Here is a 23,679-nt window from a genome sequence, read left to right as displayed (position 1 = left end):
AAAGTTCATCTGAATGAAAATAGTTTTTCAGAATGGCTTGAATTTAGTCTCTCACTTTACTAAAGTAAATAAATAAAGAATTAGCATAGTAACGCTTTACTTAGATAAAATAGGAGGGCAGATTTGTGAGAAAGCGAATAGCGGTCATTGGCAGCAGTGGAGGCAATCTATACAATCTGGGCGGTAAAGATCCAACAAAGCTTCTGGGAGAAATCATTTCGCAGATGGAATCGGCGGGAGTCGAACCAGCAGCAATCCAATATATTGGCGCTCAAAGCTCGATGGATATGGCAGGGGAGTCCACACCCGCTGCAGTCTATGCCTGGGATGGAGACAGCAAGCAAATCATCACGGTCCATGAGGGGACATTGGGATCGTGCAACCAATATGCAGCCCAACTGGATGCGGGCATCGCCGAACAGATCCGCAGCGAAGAGATCGATGGGTTGATTGTGATGAGTGCCGATCCGCAAAAAGCCAATCAGCAAGCCATTCAGGCAGCCGTGGACAAGCAACTGCCGATCGCTGGCACAGGCGGCACATCGATGGCCATGATTGCAGCGAGGGGGGCGAAAATCATCCTGACCTCAGGCACCACGGGGACGACGAACCGGACGAGGGCGATCAGTTTCCTCACGGCATTCGGCAAGCACTGGGGGATCTCCTATCGCCCGATGATCGGGGATGCGAAAAAAGCAGCAGAGATGTCCCATCAACCGTGGAGGAGAATTCAGGTGCGCGGCATCATGATGTCGTCGCTTCCGGGTTTTATTGCGTTGGCCCTGGTCTTGGCGTTAAGCAAGATTCCCGGTTTGTCGATGCTTGGCGACGTCTTTGATGTGTTAATCAAGGCACTCCCGGTCGTCATTGCTGCCGTAGCGGCCAAACAGGTCTCCGACATGGAGGAGGTCTCCGTCGTCGCAGGCGTCCTGGCTGGTGTCCTGTCCATAGACGGCGGGATTATCGGCGGGATGCTCGGTGGGATCGGCGCAGGTCTTTTCGTGAATCTGCTGTTTCGCAAATGCATTGAGTGGCGTTTTCCGACTACGACGGTCAATATTATTGCCGGGGGGATCTCTGGTCTCGCAGCTGGACTGATTGTGTATTATCTGTTGGCGCCCATTGCCCTGCAGGCAGGTGAGTGGGTAAAAGTGCTGATCGAAGGTGCTGTCGCCTACAGTCCGGTTCTGGCAGGCTTGGTTGCGGGCCTGCTCATCTGGCCCGCCATCATCGGCGGAGTCTATCACGCCGCGATCCTCCCGATTGTATTGCTGGAGATGGAGAAGACGGGCAACAGCTTCCTTGGAGCAGTGGATATGGTTGGCCTGGTGATGGTCTCCGCAGGGATTACGCTGGCGAATATCGTGGCGCCGCGTGAAAAAAGCGAAGCTGCCTTGGCGACACCGGGCTTTTTGATCAACATGGGCTTTGGTACGTTTGTCGAAGCCGCCTATCCGTTTATGTTTTCAAACAAGATCGTTTTCGCCGGGGCCATCATCTCGTCGGGTGTTGCAGGTATGCTTGTCGGCTTCTTCGATGTCAGAGGAACAGCATATGTACCATCGATTATGGCGCCGCTTCTCTCCAACAACATGGCAGGGTTTATTCTGGCGATGGCTAGCGGCTTGATCGGCTCCTTCCTGATCACCCTGGCAGCCAACAAGCTTGGAAAAAAACGGGTAAAACACGTAGAAGAACAAATGTAAAAATGCCCCCACGGACGCAAAGCGAAGCACTGGCGTCTGAGGGGGCGTTTGGTCTTTTCAGCATGAAAGGGCATCAGGCAGTAGGCTGTTTTTCAAGAGAATTACGTCGTAATAAATCTTCATTTTTCAGGCAAAGGAATGATCAGTTCCATCTGTCTGCTGCCGTCTTTGGCGCTTTTTTCAAAGAGGATGAGCAAAAGGGTAGAATTCGGTTCCGCTTTTTTTACTTTCAAGGTGTAGGTAAAATCTCCAAATTCGGGAGCGCCTGCCGAAGTGGTGAAGGAGCCTTCAGCCAATTCGTTGTGACCATCCTCCACGACATAGCTGACGACAGCTTCGAAGACCTTCGCCTGTCCTTTTACCTCGAAAGTATCTTCGCCCGTTTTACGAACAGTCACCTTTTGGAAAATATCGTTTCCATACGTCATATCGGAAGTCGGTTCGGGTTCTTCTTGCCCGGCCTCTGGTGCGGGAGCAGGTTCTTGCGGCTGTGTCGGCGCGGGAGTCGCTGGCTCATTCGCAGCAGGCGGCTGCGTTTCATTAGATTCGGCGGGTGCTGATGTACTGCTGCATCCATGCAAGATAGCAGCAGTCAACAGAAGGAGTAAAAATTTCTTCATGGTATCCCCCTCGATTTTGTAGATGATGATACACATTCTACCCAATTGGACGGAGAAAAGAAAACCGCGTTTCATCTCGACAGCCCTTTTTCTTGTTTCTATGGTAGAATGGGGGTGGCATACAACCAACAATTACTAGGAAAGCTGGTCGAACAAGATGGAACAACAATCGTTTCGAATTGAAAAGGATTTTCTGGGTGAAAAAGAGATTCCTGTGAATGCCTATTATGGTGTCCAAACCATGCGGGCGACAGAGAACTTTCCCATCACCGGTTACCGTCTTCATTCTTCGCTGATCATTGCTATGGCAATGGTGAAAAAAGCAGCAGCGATTGCCAACATGGAGGTATCCCGATTGAATCCTCGGTTGGGGAATGTCATTGTGCAAGCGGCAGAAGAGATTATTGCCGGACAGTGGCATGACCAGTTCATCGTGGATCCGATCCAAGGTGGCGCGGGTACTTCCATTAATATGAATGCCAATGAAGTCATTGCGAATCGGGGATTGGAGCTTCTGGGCGAGAAGAAGGGGGATTACTTCCACCTCAGCCCGAACACGCATGTGAACATGTCCCAATCGACGAATGATGCCTTTCCAACCGCCATTCATCTCGCTACTCTGACACTGTTGGACAAATTGCTGGTGACCATGCAGACGATGCATGACGCGTTTGGAGAAAAAGCACGTGAATTCGATGATGTCATCAAAATGGGACGCACCCATTTGCAGGACGCTGTTCCCATTCGTCTGGGACAGGAATTTGAAGCGTATCGCCGTGTCCTGGAACGCGACATGAAGCGGATCAAGCAATCCCGCCAGCACCTGTATGAAGTCAATATGGGGGCGACTGCAGTAGGTACCGGATTAAATGCAGACCCCAAATATATCACGAAAGTCGTGCAAACCCTGGCAGAAATCAGCGGCTTCCCGCTGCAAGGCGCCGAACATCTCGTCGATGCGACACAAAATACGGATGCCTATACAGAGGTTTCGGCAGCATTGAAGGTCTGCATGATGAACATGTCCAAAATCGCCAATGATTTGCGTCTGATGGCATCCGGTCCGCGCGCTGGTCTCGGGGAAATCTCCCTGCCTGCACGCCAGCCAGGCTCTTCGATCATGCCAGGAAAAGTAAACCCGGTTATGGCAGAGGTCATCAATCAGGTCGCTTTCCAAGTGATCGGCAACGACCATACGATCTGTCTCGCATCGGAAGCAGGTCAACTAGAGCTGAACGTCATGGAGCCTGTGCTCGTCTTCAATCTGCTGCAGTCCATCAGCATTATGGACAACGCTTTCCGCGCCTTCACCGAGTACTGCCTCGTAGGTATTGAAGCCAATCGCGAGCGGATGAAGGAATACGTGGAAAAGAGTGTTGGGGTAATCACAGCTGTCAACCCTCATCTCGGGTACGAGACAGCTGCCCGCATCGCCAGAGAAGCGATTCTGACCGGAAAATCGGTCCGTGAGCTGTGCTTGCAGCATAATGTCCTGACAGAGGAAGAGCTGGATCTGATTTTGGATCCGTTTGAAATGACGCATCCAGGCATCGCTGGTGCCTCCTTGCTGGATCGAGAATAAGAAGCGCAATCGCAAAAATCCCGCCCCTTTTTCATCGAAAGGTGGCGGGATTTGCTTTTTTCATTACGATGCAGGTGAAGGAGCGGCAGGGGGGGGCTGTGTTCGGGGCAATTGATCCAGGCTTTTAAATACATACCCGCGCTTGTGAGCCTCGTCGATAAAAGCTCCGAGTGCTTCTGCGTTGTCTTTGGATATCGAATGCAGCAGGATCACGGCACCAGGATGCAGTTGGGCCATCAGCTGGTCGTAGGCATATTTCCAGCCGCGTTGTCTTTTCACATCCCAATCCATGTAAGCGACAGACCAAAATACATTGGTATACCCTAGTTCCTTGCTGTATCCAAGCATGCGATCGCTGAATATCCCGCGAGGTGGACGCAAGTAGCGCATTTCCTTTTGTCCCGTTACCTGCGCAACAGCATCTTTCACTTTGCTGAGTTCTTCCCGGATTTTTTCATTAGAAATGCGTGACATATCGGGATGACTCCACGAATGGTTCCCGATCAGATGTCCTTCTGCCACCATGCGCTTCAAAAGTTCAGGCTGATCCTTCACATAATGTCCGGTGACGAAGAAGATGGCGGGGACATGGCGAGAATGAAGCGTGTCGAGAATCATCGGCGTGTAGCCATTTTCATAGCCGTTGTCGAAAGTCAGATACAGTTCCTTTTGGGATGTATCGCCAAGAAAAACGGCGCCATGGCGGTCGATCACATGTTTAAAGCCTTCTTCCGTAATGGAAGGGAGCCGGCCGTTCTTGCTTTTCTTGAACCCGAAGTGGTAGGAGTGATCCTGATTGGCCCAAGCTGCTTGCAGCGGCAGCATGCCAAGCAAAAAGAGGCAGAAAATCAGCAGGGTTATTCGGCGGTACGCAAATCCTTTCTCCGCTTGGATCTCCATAACGAAATACTCACCTCCTCTCCTTTGTAAGTGAGACCGGATTGATCATGAAAAGTTTGTCCAGATTGTTTCCAAATATGTACCTTATGTCATCGAGCAATAGGCGGAAACTGAGTGAAAAAACAATTGTAAGGAGGGACAACTGCTCATACAAAGCTCAATGATTTGTCATATAGTACTACAGTCAACGGTGACTCCGCTGACATGACATTATTGGGTACCGGAGGTGTGGTTATGGGAAACAGATGGCTGGAGCAGTTGAGAAACATTCTTGACGATGACGATGACATCGAGGAAGTAGAGGTAAAAGTAGAATACGAAGACGGCGGCAAGAGAAAATGGCTTTTCCGCGGCGATGAAGATCCTGTCCTGGAAGACAACGATGAGGAAGACGACGAAGACGACGAAGACGAAGAAGACGGCGAAGAAGACGGCGAAGAAGACGACGAGGACGACGAGGACGAAGCATTTCAGGCAGATGCAGCAGAGGATGAAGACAACGAAGAGGATGATGAAGAAGAAGACGGAGAAGAGGACGAAGAGGAAGACGGAGAAGAGGACGAAGAAGAAGACGAAGAGGAAGATGGAGACGAAGACGAAGCCTAATCCTAATCATTGAAGAGAGAGAACATCGATCTGGAAAAAGATGCGTCGGGGACGCGTCTTTTTTTCTGTATTCGGAGGTTCTTTTCGGTAAGGAGATAAAGGTAGAAAGGTTCAGTGAGAGTCATCATCAATAGGCTTGACGATGCCAACTGTACCTCCGCAATTGTTTAAGAACTGGCGAATAGCTATGGCTATTTGTCCGTTTCCTGATGAAAACGGACTGAATAGGAATAGGGAAGGAACACTACAGCATGACATTTGTAGGACGGGAGGAAGCAAATGGAAGAGTATCTGATCCAACCGTGGGACACCAGACAGAGTGCCACTACGCCTGTAGACTGGGATATGCACGTCCCGCCGGAAATAGACGTGTTGGCAGAAGAAGTCATGAAGCACTACGATATGGCAGTCAGCAGTCAGACATTGATTACTTCCAAGCCAGATAAAGGTGGAGCAATCTGGCGAATCGAGACCAACAAAGGACCGCGCAGTCTCAAGCTTCTGCATCGCAGACCAGAACGCAGCTTGTTTAGTGTGGGTCTGCAGGAGTACGTGGTCAAGCAAGGGGCCAGAGTCCCGGCCTTGATCCCAGCCCAGGATGGGAAAATGTTCGTCGAGAAAGGCGGTAAGCTCTGGATTGTTACGGACTGGATCGCGCTCCAACCGGCTACAAAGGTGGATTTGGTCGGTGCGGAAGAGCTTTGCTATGGATTAGGCGAATTTCATGTGCATACCAAAGGCTACATTCCACCAGCAGGTGCGAAAAATTCTTCGCGTCTGTATCGCTGGCCCAATTACTATCAAAAAATCACCAAAAAAATAGGCTGGATGCGAGAAGTAGCCAAGGCTTACAAGGACACAGCGGCGAGCGCTTCCATTCTCTCCGTCATTGATCAGTATGAACAACATGCCATGGATGCGATGAGGCGATTGCAGGAATCCGCTTATGCTCGGATGGTGGCAAAAGGAGAGCCTTATTGGGGGCTGGTGCATCAGGATTACGGCTGGTCAAATGGACAAAATGGACCCGGCGGACTATGGGTTATCGACCTCGATGGGGTAGCATATGACCTGCCCTTCCGTGATTTGCGCAAGTTGATTACAAGTACGATGGACGACATGGGTGTATGGGATCTCACCTGGATGCGCGGCATGATCGACGCCTATCATCGGGCGAATCCATTGGACGCCGAGTCCTTCGAGGTTCTGCTGATCGACATGGCGATGCCAAATGAATTTTACAAGCACTTGAAAGAAATGTTTTTCGACCCGGTTACCTTTTTGAACACAGAGGCAGAAGCGATCCTGCAGCGTGTCGTGGCGACCGATCAAACCAAATGGCAGGCTTTGGCCGAACTGGCGAAAGACAAATCCAAGTATGCTGCAGGAGCTTACGATCAGGTCAGCGTGCCGGATACGTCGGAAAAAGTACCATCCAAGATTACGTGGGAAGCGAAAAAATGGATCCTGCTGCCGCAAAAAACAGCAACAAACAACGCTGGCAAGAAAGATGCGAAAGTGGAAAGTGGCAAGAAAGCTGCACCTGCGGTGGCCAGCAAGAAAACGACATCCATGGAGATCGCCAAGAAAACGAAATCCATGGAGACCAGCAAGAAAGCCGATTCCGTGGAATCTGGCAAGAAGAAAGCCGATTCCGTGGAATCTGGCAAGAAGAAAGCCGATCTTATGGAGTCTGGCAAGAAGAAAGCCGATCCCGTGGAGTCTGGCAAGAAGAAAGCCGAACAAAAAAGTGCCCCTGTAAAACGAGAAACTGCTTCGACTGCGGACAAAAAAGCAATGGTCAAACCGAAGAAAGAAACAAAAGTCAAAGCAACCGAGGCACCCAAAGCGAAGCCAACCGCGCTTCCAGAGCGTGACACCAAGAGCGCCGCAGCTTCTACAGCTTCCTCCGCAGAGAAACGCGAACGGATTTTGTCACGGAGCTCGCAAAGGTCTCAAAGCATGGCACCCGTAACCAATGTAATTGATCTGCTTCCGTATTTGGCCAGCTCGACACAAAAATCAAAGCTGAAGAAAAAGAGCGCAAGTGCCAGGACCAAAAGCGGTGTTTCATCCGTAAAGAGAAAAAAGACTGCCGCATCCAGTAGGACGAAACGGGCAGCAACTGCAGCGAAGTCGACACTTCGCACAGTCAAGAGCAGGACCAATCAACCGCAAAAAGCTGCAAGAAAGCAGACGGTGTCAGGGAAATCTGCGTCCAGACCAAAACAAGCAACAAAGTCTGTCAACAAGGCGCGAAAAACCTCTTCCGCAAGGCGTCTCTCCTACAGCAAAGCAGCAGGTCCCAAGCACCGCGTGACGCGGAATCCAGCCCGAAGACCAAGTGCGAAGCGCGGTGTGAAAACATCGGGTGGTCTGCGATGAACCGCATGAGGAAAGGGGTATCAGCATGAAGGTAGCTATGATATGTACGGAAAAATTGCCCGTGCCTCCAGTCCGCGGCGGTGCCATTCAAACCTATATCTCAGGAATTGTCGATCAGTTAGGCAAATACCATGATGTTACCGTGATTGGGACGACAGATCCCACGCTTCCTGCTGATGAACGGGTTCGCAATGTGCGCTATATACGGGTGAACGGTCAGGGCGTGTTTGAAATTTACGCAGAGGAAATCAGGCAATTGCTGCAAACACAAACCTTTGACATGATTCACGTCTTCAATCGTCCTCGTCTGATCCCTCTCATTCGGGAAATCTGTCCCCAAGCGAGATTGGTATTGAGCATGCACAATGATATGTTCGACGCTTCGAAAATTGCACGAGAAGAAGCCGTGAAGGCCATCCAGGAAGTTGAGCGGATCATTACGGTCAGTGACTACGTAGGTAGCGTCATAGCTTCTCTGTTTCCCGAAGCGGCGAGCAAGTTAAGGACGATCTACTCGGGCGTCGATCTGCAGACGTTTGTCCCCTGGGAGCAGTCGCAGAAAGCGCGTCAGGTTCGCCAGGAATTAAGAAGCCAGCATCAGTTAAACGGAAAGCAAGTCATCTTGTTCGTCGGCAGATTGACACCGAAAAAAGGCGCAGATATTCTGGTTCGCGCTATGAATGACTTGAGCAAAAGGCATTCCAACATCGCCCTCGTGCTCGTTGGAGGATCCTGGTACGGTGTGGAAAAAGTGAGTGACTACGTAGCTTACGTCCGTTCCCTTGCTGACCGCTCTCCTATTCCGGTAGTGACGACCGGCTTTGTACCAGCTGAACAGATCCATCACTGGTTTTGGGCTGGAGACATCTTCGTCTGTCCATCGCAATGGGAGGAGCCATTGGCACGTGTTCACTACGAGGCAATGGCTGCAGGACTTCCCTTCGTGACCACGAAAAGAGGAGGAAATGCGGAGGTTATCATCGGAGGCAATGGCCTTTTGGTGGAGCAGCCAGAAGATCCCCTGGCTTTTTCCGAGAAGCTTCATCAACTCTTATCCAACCGGGATCTACAGAGAAAAATGGGAGCTGCCGGTCGAAAATTGGCGCTCGAACGATTTACTTGGGAACGGGTAGCGAATGAAGTCCAGGCGGTCTGGGATGCACTTCGTTGAATTACCTGATAGAATCCAAAAGCCCACTTTCCCTATAGCTTAATTAGGAAGTGGGCAAACGGGTTCTATATGCCGCGAGGAGAGTGCAACTAGGAGAAGGGTGTATCAGGAATGACAGCTACGATTCGATTCAAGGGAATCAAGACAGTCATTCCTTGCCTTTCCTCTGTGGACAATGTGCGCAGTACGATGATGCCTTCTTCTACACGTATCAAGTGTCCGATCCGATACTGTCTGCCTTGCGAACCAAGGTCGGCAGAAAACAACAGCTCAACCTTCTGATTTTGCTTTTGGCATTTGCTAAGTTCTTTGCGAAGCGCTTTGATGCATTCGACAGCCGGGTTCTCTTCTGCCTCCACTTCGACTTTGACGATCGGAGCGGGAATCACGAGTGGTTTCGGCGCTTCAACATGAACGGTAGGGGCCTCTACCTGTACCGCAGGTGTCGAAGGCGTGACCGTCAGATGTGGAGCAGGGGTCGTTACATGAACCTTTGGAGCACGAACATGGATGCGAAAAGGACGGGGTTTGCCGCCCTTTGTGAATGAAGGGGCGCGGATGATACGAGACGAACGCTTAGAGGAACGGGCGTTTTTTTTGATGCCGGCCTTGGCCGTTTTCATTCGTGACACCTCCTTCTATGCATGCTATATCCTATTCAACAAGGCAGGAGCAGTCATGGACATATACCCGGTACGGGCAAAATTGGGGGTAGACACTTTTCTTATTTTTCTGACAGGACAAGCCGTATACCAATGGCAGCATACAGCAGAGCTTTTCCATAATTGACGTATTTGCCGAGGCGAGGTTTGCCCAGCAGCTTCTTGCCGAACAGGCCGGCGCATACAGCGACAAGGGAGAACAGTGCCACCGCTTGCAGCATAAAGACAATACCCAGAACCATCATCTGGAAGGGTTCGTCGCCTGTGCCAGGCGTGATGAATTGAGGCAAAAAGGCCAGGAAGAACAATGAGACCTTGGGGTTCAACACATTCATAAGAATCCCTGTTCGATATAGCTTGAAGCCGCTTTGCTTGCTCACAGCGGCAGCAGCAAGCGGGCTATTGCCTTCGCGGATAGCTTGATAGGCCAGGTATAGCAGGTAGGCCGCCCCCGCATACTTCATCAGTTGAAAAGCAAAGGCAGAGCTGTAGAGGACGGCTGTAATCCCCAAGGCTGCCGCAAGGGTATGAACGATGACTCCGCTGGCCAAACCGAGGGCGGTCCAGATCCCTGCTTTGCGGCCATTGGACATGCTTTGCGCAATGACGAACAGGATGTCAGGACCTGGGGCCAGGGTGAGCAGAATCGAGACAGTTAAGAAAGATAGGACGTGAGAGAGGTCCATCATTCCACCTCCGTGTTTGGAATATTTTCGGATGAACTAACAGTACGGCATCTTGCAAAACACGTCTAGAGAAGAATGGGACGATTTTCCTCATTCTGACAAATTTCGTGGAGAGTGGAAGGAATTTATAAAAAAGAAAGGAAAATCGTGTATAATGGTCGGGTAATCTCAAATAGAGACATGGAGGTTTCGCAATGAATCAAACACCGCTAGCACCTATGGGAGTAGGGAAGCTGCTGGACCGAAGTTTTTCTGTGTACCGTCAACACTTCGGTGCCTTTTTTCTGTTAGCACTCTTGTTGTTCGGTCCTTTGCTGCTGCTGCAAAATCTGATGCTGATGGACCTTACCAGCATGCCGTTTCTGTACCAAGAGACATCAGAAGAAGCATTCTGGGAAGCCCTCGCGGAGCGCTTTACCAGCTCGGATGCTTTTTTAACAGAGAGCATTGCCTTGGTCCTCGTTTATTTATTTCTCATTCTGCCCATCACGACACTGGTCTCCTATCCACAGCTAATGGGATCAAGCTTGCTGATGACCAGGGCAGTGGTCGAGGGCCGTCCGATCGGGATTATGCCGGCCCTGCGCCAATCCTTTAGCCGTTTTTGGCCCCTGGTAGGAAGTACGATTCTCTACATATTGATCATGATCGGGATCTTTTTTGCCTTTACACTTTTTTGCGTTTTATTCTTTTTCCTGTGTGCAGTCGCCATAGGCGTTTCGTTTGAAGGGGTCTTTGCAGGCACGGATGAAGTCGGCTCCATATTGGCTGTACTGCTGATTCTGGTTGCCTATCTGGTTTTTCTTGTGGGAGTCATGCTCGTTCCGGGCTTTTTCATCCTGCGCTGGGGTTTTTACCTGCCATATGTGCTGTTGGAGGAAGAGGGAGTTGGACTTGGCAAAAGCTGGAATTTGACAAAGGGGAATTTCTGGCGTTTGTTTGCCTTGTATTTTGTTCTGATGGTGATTTATTCCACACTATCCGGCGGCATGCAAATCATGCTGGCAGGAGCTTTAGGGACATCTCTGGTAAGCAGTCTGCTGCAGATCCTGGTAGCTTGCCTGCTGATGCCTTGGATGATGATTGTATACGCGCTTGCTTACTTGGATCTTCGCGTCAGAAAAGAGGGGACTGATCTGCAGGCATTGCTGAATCAGCAGCCAATAGCGGAGCCGGCAACTGTTCCTGCTCAAATGTCGGGAGAGCCGCATGAGTAATGTTCCCATGTGGTCAGAGGACAAGGAGCGGCTCGTTGACATCCTCTCCACAGAAGAATTTACTCAATCGTCCAAAGCAGGAGAGGGATGGATCGAAAAGGCGTTGGATTATCTGCTGGAGCTGATTGCCCGGGTGTTCGAACGAGTGGACCTGCCTACGGAAGCCGCCGGGACCGTCTCTACGACGGTTGTCGTGGTCGCGATCCTCGCCTTGCTCGCGGTCATTTACTGGACCTCCCGCAAGCTGATGCTCCACTCCAAAAAAGAGCGGGCATTATTTACCCAAGGTGAAAAAATTCGCAGACATACGGACTATCTCCTGGAGGCAAGACAGCTTGCGCAAACCGAAGAGTGGCGGGAAGCCGTACGCCATCTCTTTCTCGCCTTGCTGGTTTATTTGCAAGAGAAGTCATGGATTCGGATCGAACAGTGGAAAACGAACTGGGAGTATATGGAGGAAATCCGGCACAATCACCCGGCCATGCAAGAGGTTTTTCGCAGACATGCGCGTATCTTCGATCAAATCTGGTACGGACAGAAGACGATCGATGAAGAGGTGTTTTGGAAGCATGTAAATGAATTGGAACAGATCTGGCGTGAGGAGGGACATCATGGGTAGTCTACGTACCTATCGCGTGGCCCTTGTCGTTGCGCTGCTGCTCTTGCTGCTGATCGGAGTCTTTGTGGTCAAGCCGGGAGCTCCGACTTATCCGCCGTACGTCTCGGCGTCTGCCCAGGCCGATGGGAGCAAAGCCGTTGTCTTGTTGATGCAGGAAAAGGACATGCGTGTCAGGGAATGGCGGCAGCCAATGAAGTTTCTACCCCCTCAAGAGGGACAGGTGCTGATCTCGCTTCAACCCAACGGACTGGGAGAGAGTGAACGGGAGGATCTGCTGGATTGGGTCGCCGCAGGGAATGATCTGATTCTGTTCGACGACGATCCGCAGGATTGGGAGGAAGCCTCCTTTTACGTACACGAACTTGAAAAAGGGAATGAGCAGCGCAAGATTCAGGGGGCTCATCTCGCCCATGACGCGGTCGGTGTAGCGAGTACGAGGGCGAGGCTGGAAGCGGACCCGGATATGGAAACGCTCCTATATGATGAAGCAGGCATTCTCGCAGGGCGTACACTGGTCGGGGATGGCTCTGTTACGCTTTTTCTGGTTCCGGAGTGGATGAGCAACGGACAGATTGCGAAGCATTCTCATTTCGAAGCAGTCTGGCCATTCTTGCAAGAGAATTGGTCTGTCGTCTGGATGGACGAATATCATCACGGCTATCGGGAACAGCCCAGCATCTTCGCTCTTTATCCTGGATGGCTGATAGCAGGCTTTGCCCAGCTTGGACTGCTCCTTTTGATCGGAATCTGGTGGCGCGGGAAAAGATTCGGTCCGATCTATACGCTGCGGGAGTGGACCGTTCGCCGCGGTGACGAGACATTGCTTGCGGTGGCGAGCTGGTACGAACGAAGACGATTGGCACTGGATGCCCTGCGTCATCGGGAGGCGTATCTTCGACAGATGCTCTATGAGCGCTGGGGGATTCAGCAACGTGCAGAGCTGCATGAGATCGTCAGCATGGCGAGGAGCAAATGGAGCATCAGGGATAGCGAACAGATGGCAAGTGTTCTGCATCGGCTGGAGCAGGCCAAGTCCGGAATGAAGTATACACCGAAGCAGCTGTTGGCAGACAGTCTTTTGCTGGATGAGATCATCAAACGCCTGGAGAAGGAGTGACAAGATACGTGGAACGATTGATAAAAGAGATGGAGAAGGAACTGGTCGGGCAACAGCAGAATATTCGCCTGCTGGTCGCAGCCCTTTTGGCAGGTGGGCATGTTCTGCTGGAGGGGGTTCCCGGGATTGGGAAAACCAAAATGGTGCGCACCTTGTCTGGTTTGATCGGCGGGGAGAGCAGACGTGTACAATTTACTCCGGACATGATGCCGAGCGATATCATCGGACATGTCGTATTCAATATGCAGCAGAACCAATTCGAGACGGTACGGGGACCTGTCTTCTCCAACCTGCTGCTGGCAGATGAGATTAACCGCACCCCTCCCAAAACGCAAGCAGCTCTTCTGGAGGCGATGGAAGAAAAACAGGTGACGATCCATGGTGTCACCTATCCGCTGCCTGATCCGTTTTTTGTCGTAGCGACCCAAAACCCGATTGAGTACGAAGGTACGTATGTGCTGCCGGAAGCTCAGCTTGACCGTTTTCTGTTTAAACTGCATGTCAAGTATCCTTCCCATGAGGAGGAAAGACAGATCCTGGCACAGCACATCCCGTACGGAGGGGCTTCCGCCCAAAAAACGGAGCAGCTTGTCGGGCTGGATGAAATCGTGGCAGCAAGACAAAAGCTCGGAGAAGTGGTCGTGGAGGAATCCATCCTGGACTATATCACCACCCTGATCCGGAAAACGCGGGAGACAAAACGTCTGCTGCTAGGAGCAAGCTCACGGGCCGGAATCGCCATTCTGATGGCGAGCAAGGCTTGGGCCTTGCTGGACGACCGCATGTACGTCACACCCGATGATGTCAAGATTGTGGCCAGGCCGGCCTTGCGCCATCGCTTGATTCTCTCACCACAGGTGGAATTGGAGGGCGGTACCAGTGACCACATCATCGACGAAACGCTGGCGGCCATTCCAGTACCTCGCTGATTTTCTGCAAGACCGCTTTGTCTTGCCGACCAGCCGCCTGCTGCTTCTCATCGCGGTCGGACTGCCGCTGGTCATGGGAGGCTTCGTGCTGGGCTGGGGATACCGTGCTTTCTGGATTTATAATGGCTTGCTCCTCATCGCAAGCGTCGTTGATTGGATCACTATGCCGCGAAAAAAGGATTTTTCGATCAGACGAATTCTTCCACAACAAGCAGACATTGGCCATGTATTTCAGGTTGAGATCGAGATCGAACAGCAGACGGGGAGGAAAGTCCCTTATGAGCTGACAGATGACCTGCCGCTTTCTTTTGATGAGAGCGGCAGGCTGTGCGGGGTATGGAACCGTGGAAAAAGTACAGTCGTATACACGACTCGGGCACGGGAGCGGGGCAAGTACAAGTTTTCCTGGCTGTATGCCCGCTGGCAGGGCCGGCTTGGACTTTGGTCCAGGCAGAGCCGTTTTTCTTGTGAGCAGACCATCAAGATCTACCCGGATTTAACGGCGGTTCGCGGGTATCTGGCTTCGCTGCAAGAAAGCCTGATCGTGGACGGGAAAAAAATTCTGCGGCGAGCTCGCAGCGGCTCGGAGTTTCATGCGATTCGAGACTATGTGCCGGACGATGATCCGCGGACGATCAACTGGTCTGCATCTGCACGCACGCGTCGGTTGATGACCAATCAGTATCGGCCGGAACAAGGGAAGGTCGTCACGATTGTACTGGACTGCGGCAGGCTCATGGGTGTGGAGCTGGACAACCGCACACGGCTGGATATTTCTCTGGAAGCTGCGATGACGCTCGCGGCAGTTGCTCTCAAACAAGGTGATCAGGTAGCGTTGATGGCCTATTCTCACGAGATCAAGCTGTATATTCCACCGGGACGCGGTCTTGCCCATCTGCACACGCTAGTCGAAGCCACGTACGATCTCAAAAGCGATTTCGTGGAATCGGATCCAGCCAAAGCGCTCACCTATCTTCACCGCCAGCAGAAGAGAAGGAGCATGATCGCGCTCTTCTCCGACATGGAGAACTATCTGATTGAGGATCAGTTGAGCGGCTATCTCTGGCGCATGCGCCGTTCCCATCTGTTGCTGCTGCTCTCTCTAGCGGACCCGCTCTTGGCAGGCTGGAGCCAGGCAGAGGTAAAGAACAGCCGGTTGGCTTATCAAAAAGCACTGGCACAGCGATTTAGACTGGATCGCAAAGCCTTCCAACAAAAAATGACCGGAGCAGGCATCCAGGTGTTGGATGTCCCGTCCGATCAATTGACACTAAGTGTAGTCAACACTTATTTGGAGATTAAATCGAGAGAGGCGCTCTGAGTCCGGCGTCTTCTTTGTCCGAAAAGATACCAGATTACGAGCAATAGCAGGGTGATGATCGCAACACCATACTTCGTCTCTAGAGAAAGGGTGGTGGAAGGAGTGATAAAGCCTTCGATCACACCGGCGATAAAGAAGAGCGGCAGGGTCGCAAGCAGCAGCTGCGCGGATTCTTTGACAGCCTCCAAGAATTGGTACTTCCGGGCGTAACGGCCGGGAACCAGCATACGGTAGCCCATGTACAAACCGGCTCCGCCTGCGATGAAAATGGCGGTCAACTCAATGACTCCATGCGGCAGGATGTAAGCCCAGAAGGCGTAGCTGCTTCCTGCCTGCTGGTAGACGGCAGCCAAAGCACCGATGAGAAGCCCGTTAAACAAGAGCAGATAGATCGGAACCAGCCCGAATGTAACGCCGCTGACAAACGCGAGAATGGCAACGCGCATGTTATTGGTCATAATCATGGTAGAGACGACAGGGCTGTTGATGGCATCATGACCTTCACCCAGGCGTGCCGGGTCGATCTGCTCCGCCATTCCAGCCGGCAGGACGTAGTACAAATTTAACGGGTCTATCATGACTGCAGCGTATCCGAAGATCCCACCGATCACGAACAACAAGGCGGCAATCGCCATGAACGTGAGCCTTTTCTGGATCAAGAGAATAAAATAGGTGCCGAAAAAATAGGTGATTTGCTGCCAGCTTGTCGCTTGCTGCTTATACGTCAGGTTGTGTGCGCGAGAGACCAACTGATTCAAATACTGGGTCAGTTCATCGCTTGGATAATATGACCTCACGTATGCAAGATGCGCAGAAGTTTTCTTGTAAAGCAGCGTCAGCCTGTCGATGTCGGCAGCCTGAATGCCGCGGTTCTTTTTCTGAAATCGCTCGACTAATTGTTCCAGCTCAGCCCAAGAAGCTTTATGCGTATGCCAAAACGATGTTATATCCATGAAATGGCCTCCTTTACAGACGAAAAAAAAGGTATCTTGAATAGAGAATGAATCACGAGAGGGTGAAGACAACAGGAATGAACGAATGGACACCGAGTCAACAGGCTGATCGGGAAGCGTCTGTCGTAACCCCCGAACATGTGCAGCTTCGCTTCCAAACAGCAGGCTTGGGCAGTCGTGCTGCTGCTCAACTAATAGACACAGGAATCCTGTTATTGGTTAATATTACTGTATTTGTGCTGTTCAGTATAGTCGTATTGGACAGAAATGAATTTTGGCTAGAAGATATGAAGGATTTTGCGATCGCGCTCCTGCTCCTCTTTCTTTTTATCCTCAATGCGGGCTATTTCTTTTTCCTCGAGGCGTTTTGGACGGGGCAAACCGTGGGGAAAAGGCTGATGAAAATTCGGGTGATTCGCGACAATGGGCAACCGATCACCTTCTTGTCAGCAGCGATTCGCAATTTGTTCCGACTGATCGACGCGATTCCCAGCGGTTATTTTCTCGGGGCGCTCGTCTCGTTTTTCCATCCTCAGGACAAACGGATTGGCGATTTGGTTGCGGGAACCCTCGTTGTGTCGGAAAATGAACAAGGAAAAATGTCACGCAAGCAGCGAGCGATGCAAAGCCAGGCGATGGGAATCCTCTTGCCGCTGGACGATCGGCAAAGACAAGCGATTACCCGGGAGGATTGGCAATTGCTCTCTACCTTTATCGCACGTCAGGACTCATTGTCCAGGGAGAAAAAACGAGAGCTGGCTGGGCAGATCGCAGCCCGGTTTGTGCAAAAGCTGGAATGGACCGATCACCATTCAGTCGAGAAGGAACCGGCCGCTTTTTTGCAGCGACTCTACTGGCAGCTGCAAAAGGAGTGGCAGTTGGGCGGAAAAAGTTGAATACGGCAAACAAAAGGGGATGTCCGACATCAGGGAGGCATCCCCTTATTTTTCCAAAATTCGCAAAGAAGTGCGCGAAATTTGTTATATGTTATAATAGGAGCGCAAACTTTGTCATCGAAAGGAGGGGCTCCGATGAAGGACAAGTACATACATGCTTCATCGACAACGTCACCCACACTGCCGCTTCCCGCGGATGGGAAGCAGGAGAGAAGACGCAGACGGGGCGGACTGTTCAGCAGTCTGTTCAACACGTTGAATCCCTCCAAAACAGAGGGAAATCGAAATTGGCTGCCGACGAGCTTGGCGGTGCTGCTATGGGCGGGTCTTGCCTATGGCGGATACGCCTTTGCCATGCATACGTTGGACAAGCAGCAACAGGCTGTCGATCTGCGCATCGCACAAGTGCAAAAGGAAAATGAAGCCCAGATGCAGGCGATGGGGGAGCAGATTACGCTCGTCCAGGATGAAATGGAAAAGGTAGCCAGCGGTTTGGCGAGCATTCACGAAGAGCTGCAAATGACCGGTGAGACCATCGGGGGAACCGACAAGACCAAACAAGCCCTGCAGGAGCGAATTGATCAGTTGAACAAGCAGCTGGTGGAGCTGAAAACCTCACTGAAAAAGCTGGAGGACGCAGCCCGTGCTTGGTAAGGTCAATCGATTTTTCGCCTTTTTATTGGCGCCTGCACTTGGGTTTTTAGTCGCCTTTTCCCAGACCAATCCAGTGGACAAGCTTTCCTTCGAGGGACTGGCTCTTCCCGTCGAACAGCCTCATGAGCAAGTCGCGATGCTGCAGGAAAAGCTCGATGAAACGAAGGAACAATTGGCGGGCACAGAGCTTGCTCTCCAGCAAATCCGTGAGGCAGCAGAGCAGGAAAAGCAGGAATACGAGCAGCAAAATAAGAAACTCGATACACTGCTTGCAGCCAGCATCTCGCAGACCAAACAGTCTGAAGATGTATTGGATACGATATTGTCAAATATGTTGGGCAAACCGATCGGTCAACACTTTGGCGCCAACTCGACTGTGAAGGTGTACTCGCTGACCGAGGCCGGCTATCGCGGTTATATGGCAAAAGTGAGGCTGAAGGACCCGAATGCCTTGAAAATGGTCTTGGCGAACAATTCGGTGAAAAGCAAAGGGGAGACGACCAGTAAGGCCGGGAAACGGATGAACGCTGTGCTTGCGGTCAATGCGGGAGGTTTTCGGACCGATAACGACGGATACCTGGTGCCGCTTGGAATCACGGTAGTCGACGGGAAGATCCGCACCTTTTCCAATGACCAAAACCTCAGCTTTGTCGGCTTCAACAATAAAGGGCATCTGGTTGGAACCAAAATCACCACGCAGGAGCAGATCACACAGCAGGGCATCCTGCAGGGTGCGAGCTTTTTGCCGAGACTGCTGGAGAACGGCAAACGCCTGCCAATCCCGCGCCAATGGGCGAACAGCCGTCAACCGCGCACGCTGATCGGCCATTTTGACAATGGGGACTTGCTCGTCATCGTCATCGACGGACGAAGAGAGGGCTGGAGCAATGGGGTAACACTAGAGGAAGCACAGAAAAAACTGCAAGAGTTTCACGTAGTAGACGCCTACAACCTGGATGGGGGCGGATCCAGTGCTTTTTACTACAACGGAAAGCTGTTGAACAAGCCATCGGGTGGACGTGAACGGCCCGTGGTCAGCAATTTGGTCATTCTGCCGTAATCGTGGTGTGGCTACGGCAGTTGGCCATTTTTTTTTTACAGGCGTGACATGATAAAACAAACAACCTACATAAGGACCTGCAAAACAGGGGGAATTACAGTGAACAAGAAGGTTTCGGGTTTGGCGATGGCGACAGCCGTATGCATGGCGACAGTGATGAGCGGGTGTGAAGCGCCATCGCTGGACTTTTTGTCTGGAAAGAAGGAACAGGTCTCACAACCTGCTTCAAGTGGGGATAACACCGGGGCGCAAACACCTGCCGAAGAGCCGGCGACGGGAGCCCCCCAAGGCCAAGACCAAGGCAGCAATGCACCGCACAAGCCAACCATGGAAGAGACGATCCGGACAGTGGATGGCATCCCGACAGTGACGAATCCGGAGGAGCTGTATGTCATTGTCAACAAACAGCGTGCCCTTCCTTCCGATTATGTGCCATCGGATCTGACAGAGCCGAATGTGCCGTTTCCTTTTAAGGATAAAGTAGAGAAGCGCTTGCTGCGGGAGCCTGCGGCAAGAGCGCTGGAAGCGTTGTTCTCCCAAGCGAAGCAAGACGGGATTGAACTGTACGCGGTCTCGGGGTACCGCTCGTATAAAACGCAAAAATCACTTTATGAAACGTATGTGAGGACACAAGGAGAGGCACATGCGGCAGCCTTCAGTGCGGTTCCCGGAAAAAGCGAGCACCAAACGGGATTGGCCATGGATGTGTCCGGCTTGGATCAAGCTACCCGTCTGGAACAGACCTTTGCGGATACGCCGGAGGGAATGTGGCTTGCAGAAAAATGCGCTGCTTTCGGCTTCATCATCCGGTATCCGAAGGGCAAGGAGGACATCACGGGCTATGCCTATGAGCCGTGGCATCTGCGCTATGTCGGGAAAGAGATGGCTGAGGAAATCATGTCGCGGGGCATTACATTGGAAGAGTATTTTCAAGAGAGCCGTTCTTCCTAAAGAGTTCCCTATCAAAAAAATAGCTGCGATCACGCGGCTTCAGGCTGTCGAGGAGTCTCGGCAGCCTTTTTTGGTGTGCCACGCATGGCGATTAACTAGGTGGTGAAAGTCCACTGTGGGGGTTTGTAGTTACCAACCACTAGCCAAGAGCAAGGGTGTCCACCGCGAGGTGGAATCCAAAGGAAGCTGGAGGCAAACTTCCGGCCCAAGGAACACGAACATCATCAGGCATAGGATACGGGATGAGTCTGCCAAACAAGACGAAGTCCAATTAACTACACGGACGTACCAATGTAAATGATGTGGGTATATGGAAGGAAAGTGAATCGTCTTACCGTGGGAGGTCTCATGGACGTGAGGAGATGCACTTCGAATCACGGTTGAAACAAGATTTATCATGAGAAGTCAGCAGACGCCATAGTACCGCATGCAGTCGACAACATGCGGGAAGGGCCGAACCTAAGGAGGTGTGAGTCAATGAAAGTTACCAAAACAGGAGCAAAGGGCAGCCAACTTCCAACGGAAGGCTTCACGCAGAAAGATAGTGCGGAACACGAAGGATATGCGGGAGCGCACATTCCTGCGAGGATAACTGAAACGGATAACACCAACACAGACTTGCCGAAGGATGGATTGCTCGAGAAAATTGTGAGCAGGAACAATCTGAACGAAGCGTTCAAGAGAGTCAAAGCGAACAAAGGCTCCCACGGAATTGATGGGATGGGAGTGGATGAACTTCTACAACATCTCAAAGAGAATGGGGAGACACTCAGGCAATCAATCCTGGACGGGAAATACCGTCCGAACCCCGTTCGGAGGGTAGAAATCCCCAAAGAGAATGGAAAGAAAAGAAACCTGGGAATCCCGACGGTTGTTGATCGAGTCATCCAACAAGCCATAGCGCAAGTGCTTACGCCGATCTATGAGAAAGAGTTCTCCGAGAATAGTTTCGGCTTCCGCCCCAAACGAAGCGCACATGATGCAATCAGAAGAAGTCAGGCGAACATACAAGAAGGGTACAAATACGTGGTGGATATGGACTTGGAGAAATACTTCGACACCGTGAATCAAAGTAAACTCGTCGAGGTATTATCGAGAACCATCAAGGACGGGCGGGTCATCTCACTCATACACAAGTACCTAAAAGCTGGCGTCATCGTGAAGCATAAGTTTGAAGAAACGGAAGTCGGTGTACCGCAAGGGGGCAATCTGAGTCCAATACTTAGCAATATCATGCTGAACGAATTGGACACAGAACTGGAAAACAGAGGTCATAGGTTCGTCCGCTATGCGGACGATCTGCTCATCTTCTGCAAGAGCAGAAAAAGTGCTGAGCGAGCGCTGAGGAACATCCTCCCCTTTATCGAGAAGAAACTCTTCCTCAAAGTAAATCGGGAGAAGACGGTCGTGGATGAGGCGAGGAAGGTCAAATTTCTTGGTTTCTCATTTTACTCCCTCAAGGGGCAGACGAGAGTCAGAATCCATCCGAAATCCATCGTGAAGATGAAAACCAAGGTTAAGGAGTTGACCGCAAGAAGCAACGGAATAGGAAACGAAGACAGAGCCGTGAAGCTCAGACGATATATCATGGGCTGGGTGAACTATTTCAAAATTGCCGACATGAAGAAACTGCTCCAAACCACGGATGAATGGATGCGAAGGCGAATTCGCATGATCTACTGGAAGCAATGGAAACGGATAAGGACAAGGTTTAAAATGCTGAAATTATTCGGAGTCCAAGACCAGAAGGCATGGGAATACGCAAACACAAGAAAGAGCTACTGGAGAACCTCCAATAGTCCCATCCTCGCCCAATCCCTCGGAAACAACACGATCAAAGGACTCGGTTTCATATTCTTTTCAGATTATTATCGACAAGTCACTGCGTAAACTTAGGAACCGCCGTATACCGAACGGTACGTACGGTGGTGTGGGAGGTCGGCTGCCCAAATAATGGGTAGCCTCCTACCCGATTCGACACGACAAACATAAACAAAAGTGGGAAGGTGACAGGATGCACCACGAACAAGCCGTAGAGAAAGTTAGGAGCTGTACGCACGAAGAATTGGAAGAATGGAAGAAACATGTCTTGTTTTGTTTGAAGTGGCACAGGGAGGATCACAACCAATATGAAATCGATGATTGCGAATTTTTGCTGGAGAAAATCGAGGAGCAGCTAGCGCATTTGGAATCCCGCAGGAGGTTGGGAAGGTAAAAGCCTTAGTGATTTTACCTTCCAGGCAGACCTCCCAGGTGTGAAGAGGGAAAAAAGTAGTGCTATCTCGGAATGCGAATGCTGGACAGTGGCCAATAGACCACTTCTGCACGGCCGACTACATGATCCAGCCTGACTGGCCCGATCATACGGCTGTCCATGCTGTTATTGCGGTTGTCACCCATGACGAACACGCTTCCTGGTTCGACTGTTATGGGGCCGAAATCATCGGTCAAAGTAACCCCTGCCGCTGCAGCTTTCTGCTTGTTCTCGGCGAGGTACGGCTCATCCAATGGCTGGTCGTTGATGTACAGCTGATCATTTTTTGCTTCTACTTTATCACCTGCAACAGCGATGACTCGCTTGATCCAGTTATCGCCACTGGCATCTGGATGAATAATCACGATGTCGCCGGGGTGAGGGTCTTGCAGATAATAAATCGCTTTGTTGACAATCACTCGCTCACGGTCATGCAGCGTACTCTCCATGGAGCGTCCTTGTACAACGTAGGGAGCCATGATAAAGATGTAGATCAAGGCTGTGATGGCACCAATCAGGACAAATGATTTGAGCCAATCCAAAAGTTCCGATCTCCATTTTGTCTCTTGTGGGGTCTGTTCCATCCAATTGATCTCCTATGTATGTAGTTTCGCGTGCGGCTAACGCCGGACAACAGCATGCAGGTTCTTCGCTGCCCTTCTATTATACATGCTTTGGGAAGTGAGAAGAAAGTAATTCATGGGAAATGAAAATGGGTGGTGAAAGGGAGGATTTTGACTGTCACAAATTAGACAATTTCTCGCCTTGTCATTCTTTCCACATTATTGTAATATGAATTTGGAAATAGTTTTACCATAAAAATATTAAGTAATAAACACTTTGTTAAATCATGTACATACCCCCATTTTCAGAATGATGAGGAGATTACACTTGCTCTTTATCAACATAAACTATAATATTTTTATAAATAGTGTAGTAACTCTGAAAATAGGTGATGATGTGAACGATATGTCCCGCGCCAGTAAACTTGAGGAACTGGATCGTGTATTTTCTGAAATGGCCCGCTTTTTTATAAGCCAGTGGCTGGTAGAAGAAGTAGAGATCAGTCCCAAACAGTTCATTTTGATGCGCGTGCTTCATCAAGTGAAAAGAAGTACCGTGTCTGATCTGGCGAGCATATTGAGGCAGTCGAATAGTGCAACTACCATTGCGCTCAATCGATTGGTGAAGGCAAATCTCGTGGATCGCGTCCGTGATGACGTGGATCGCCGAGTTGTATGGGTAACTCTCGCACCGAAGGCGATTCCGGTCATAGAAGGGCTCTTGGCCAGAAGAAGGCTATTGGTTGCCAATCTGACTGAAAAGCTGACGGACGAAGAACTCGAACAATTCACCAATTGTCTGGAAAAAATGAGGCAATGTTTGTAGG

22 protein-coding genes are annotated in these 23,679 nt (G+C 50.9%); 16 read left to right on the top strand and 6 right to left on the bottom strand.

Translation table 11 applies throughout. The features are described from left to right. The first annotated feature begins 125 nt into the window (after nt 1–125). Nucleotides 126–1,706 carry a PTS sugar transporter gene (locus tag T458_RS43015; protein WP_023557271.1) on the top strand — a complete coding sequence of 527 codons (1,581 nt, stop codon included), beginning with the start codon at nt 126–128 and terminating at the stop codon, nt 1,704–1,706. Between the two features lie 119 nt (nt 1,707–1,825). Here T458_RS43015 and T458_RS43010 read toward each other — a convergent pair whose 3' ends face one another. Next, nucleotides 1,826–2,326, bottom strand: coding sequence for a Gmad2 immunoglobulin-like domain-containing protein (locus tag T458_RS43010; RefSeq protein WP_031305857.1), 501 nt, complete (start codon nt 2,324–2,326; stop codon nt 1,826–1,828). A 157-nt stretch (nt 2,327–2,483) separates the two neighbouring features. On the opposite strand from T458_RS43010, the gene aspA reads away from it, so the two are divergent. Next, nucleotides 2,484–3,908: an aspartate ammonia-lyase gene (gene aspA / locus T458_RS43005; protein WP_023557269.1), complete on the top strand. Its 1,425-nt coding sequence runs from the start codon at nt 2,484–2,486 to the stop codon at nt 3,906–3,908. 63 nt (nt 3,909–3,971) lie between these two features. Here the strand turns inward: aspA and pdaA are convergent, their stop codons facing one another. Beyond that, on the bottom strand, nt 3,972–4,733 hold the full coding sequence (gene pdaA, locus T458_RS43000; RefSeq protein ID WP_051410106.1) for a delta-lactam-biosynthetic de-N-acetylase: 762 nt from the start codon (nt 4,731–4,733) through the stop codon (nt 3,972–3,974). Between the two features lie 309 nt (nt 4,734–5,042). Between pdaA and T458_RS57235 the strand changes: the two genes are divergently transcribed. The 3 genes from T458_RS57235 (at nt 5,043) to T458_RS0128925 (ending at nt 8,970) form a co-directional block, all read left to right on the top strand. After that, a complete protein-coding gene (locus tag T458_RS57235) occupies nt 5,043–5,414 on the top strand; it encodes a hypothetical protein (RefSeq protein ID WP_051410078.1) in 372 nt (123 codons plus the stop codon). A gap of 279 nt (nt 5,415–5,693) precedes the next feature. After that, nucleotides 5,694–7,799 (top strand): CotS family spore coat protein, encoded by a 2,106-nt coding sequence (locus T458_RS57915; protein ID WP_084567986.1) that lies wholly within the window; start codon nt 5,694–5,696, stop codon nt 7,797–7,799. A 25-nt stretch (nt 7,800–7,824) separates the two neighbouring features. Continuing rightward, a complete protein-coding gene (locus T458_RS0128925) occupies nt 7,825–8,970 on the top strand; it encodes a glycosyltransferase family 4 protein (RefSeq protein WP_031305854.1) in 1,146 nt (381 codons plus the stop codon). 89 nt (nt 8,971–9,059) lie between these two features. On the opposite strand, the gene T458_RS42985 is transcribed toward T458_RS0128925, so the two are convergent. Both T458_RS42985 and T458_RS42980 read right to left on the bottom strand, forming a co-directional pair. Continuing rightward, entirely contained in the window at nt 9,060–9,593 is a 534-nt protein-coding gene (locus T458_RS42985) for a hypothetical protein (protein WP_023557266.1), read from the bottom strand. A 101-nt stretch (nt 9,594–9,694) separates the two neighbouring features. Further along, a complete protein-coding gene (locus tag T458_RS42980; RefSeq protein WP_023557265.1) occupies nt 9,695–10,318 on the bottom strand; it encodes a LysE family translocator in 624 nt (207 codons plus the stop codon). Nucleotides 10,319–10,512: 194 nt separating this feature from the next. Here T458_RS42980 and T458_RS42975 point away from each other — a divergent pair, with 194 nt between their 5' ends. Genes T458_RS42975 through T458_RS42955 form a run of 5 tightly spaced genes read left to right on the top strand, consistent with a single transcriptional unit; the run spans nt 10,513 to nt 15,521 of the window. After that, entirely contained in the window at nt 10,513–11,535 is a 1,023-nt protein-coding gene (locus T458_RS42975) for a DUF975 family protein (RefSeq protein ID WP_023557264.1), read from the top strand. After that, the gene (locus T458_RS42970) at nt 11,528–12,154 is read left to right on the top strand and encodes a DUF4129 domain-containing protein (protein ID WP_023557263.1); all 627 of its coding nucleotides are present in this window, start codon (nt 11,528–11,530) and stop codon (nt 12,152–12,154) included. Before T458_RS42975 ends, T458_RS42970 begins: the two co-directional genes overlap by 8 nt. After that, nucleotides 12,147–13,271, top strand: coding sequence for a DUF4350 domain-containing protein (locus T458_RS42965; RefSeq protein ID WP_023557262.1), 1,125 nt, complete (start codon nt 12,147–12,149; stop codon nt 13,269–13,271). The genes T458_RS42970 and T458_RS42965 overlap by 8 nt, the downstream gene beginning before the upstream one ends. Nucleotides 13,272–13,300: 29 nt before the next feature. Continuing rightward, nucleotides 13,301–14,200: an AAA family ATPase gene (locus tag T458_RS42960; protein WP_427330647.1), complete on the top strand. Its 900-nt coding sequence runs from the start codon at nt 13,301–13,303 to the stop codon at nt 14,198–14,200. Next, on the top strand, nt 14,151–15,521 hold the full coding sequence (locus tag T458_RS42955) for a DUF58 domain-containing protein (protein WP_023557260.1): 1,371 nt from the start codon (nt 14,151–14,153) through the stop codon (nt 15,519–15,521). Before T458_RS42960 ends, T458_RS42955 begins: the two co-directional genes overlap by 50 nt. On the opposite strand, the gene T458_RS42950 is transcribed toward T458_RS42955, so the two are convergent. Continuing rightward, nucleotides 15,488–16,474, bottom strand: a complete 987-nt coding sequence (locus T458_RS42950; protein WP_023557259.1) for a stage II sporulation protein M — start codon at nt 16,472–16,474, stop codon at nt 15,488–15,490. The genes T458_RS42955 and T458_RS42950 overlap by 34 nt on opposite strands. 77 nt (nt 16,475–16,551) lie before the next feature. Between T458_RS42950 and T458_RS42945 the strand changes: the two genes are divergently transcribed. The 5 genes from T458_RS42945 to ltrA all read left to right on the top strand — a co-directional run bounded on the left by T458_RS42945 (nt 16,552) and on the right by ltrA (nt 21,925). After that, nucleotides 16,552–17,370, top strand: a complete 819-nt coding sequence (locus T458_RS42945) for an RDD family protein (protein ID WP_023557258.1) — start codon at nt 16,552–16,554, stop codon at nt 17,368–17,370. A 135-nt stretch (nt 17,371–17,505) separates the two neighbouring features. Continuing rightward, on the top strand, nt 17,506–18,024 hold the full coding sequence (locus T458_RS42940; RefSeq protein ID WP_023557257.1) for a coiled-coil domain-containing protein: 519 nt from the start codon (nt 17,506–17,508) through the stop codon (nt 18,022–18,024). Continuing rightward, a complete protein-coding gene (locus T458_RS42935; protein ID WP_023557256.1) occupies nt 18,014–19,084 on the top strand; it encodes a phosphodiester glycosidase family protein in 1,071 nt (356 codons plus the stop codon). Before T458_RS42940 ends, T458_RS42935 begins: the two co-directional genes overlap by 11 nt. Before the next feature lie 99 nt (nt 19,085–19,183). Next, nucleotides 19,184–20,035, top strand: coding sequence for a M15 family metallopeptidase (locus T458_RS0128920; protein ID WP_031305853.1), 852 nt, complete (start codon nt 19,184–19,186; stop codon nt 20,033–20,035). Nucleotides 20,036–20,512: 477 nt separating this feature from the next. Beyond that, nucleotides 20,513–21,925, top strand: a complete 1,413-nt coding sequence (gene ltrA / locus T458_RS42930) for a group II intron reverse transcriptase/maturase (RefSeq protein ID WP_023555536.1) — start codon at nt 20,513–20,515, stop codon at nt 21,923–21,925. A gap of 387 nt (nt 21,926–22,312) precedes the next feature. Here ltrA and lepB read toward each other — a convergent pair whose 3' ends face one another. After that, on the bottom strand, nt 22,313–22,873 hold the full coding sequence (gene lepB, locus T458_RS42920; RefSeq protein WP_023557254.1) for a signal peptidase I: 561 nt from the start codon (nt 22,871–22,873) through the stop codon (nt 22,313–22,315). A gap of 376 nt (nt 22,874–23,249) precedes the next feature. On the opposite strand from lepB, the gene T458_RS42915 reads away from it, so the two are divergent. Then, a complete protein-coding gene (locus T458_RS42915; protein ID WP_035316238.1) occupies nt 23,250–23,678 on the top strand; it encodes a MarR family winged helix-turn-helix transcriptional regulator in 429 nt (142 codons plus the stop codon). Nucleotide 23,679: the final 1 nt, after the last annotated feature.

Source organism: Brevibacillus panacihumi W25, assembly GCF_000503775.1.
In the GTDB taxonomy this organism is placed as follows: domain Bacteria; phylum Bacillota; class Bacilli; order Brevibacillales; family Brevibacillaceae; genus Brevibacillus; species Brevibacillus panacihumi_A.
This window is presented reverse-complemented; position numbering and strand designations above follow the sequence as displayed.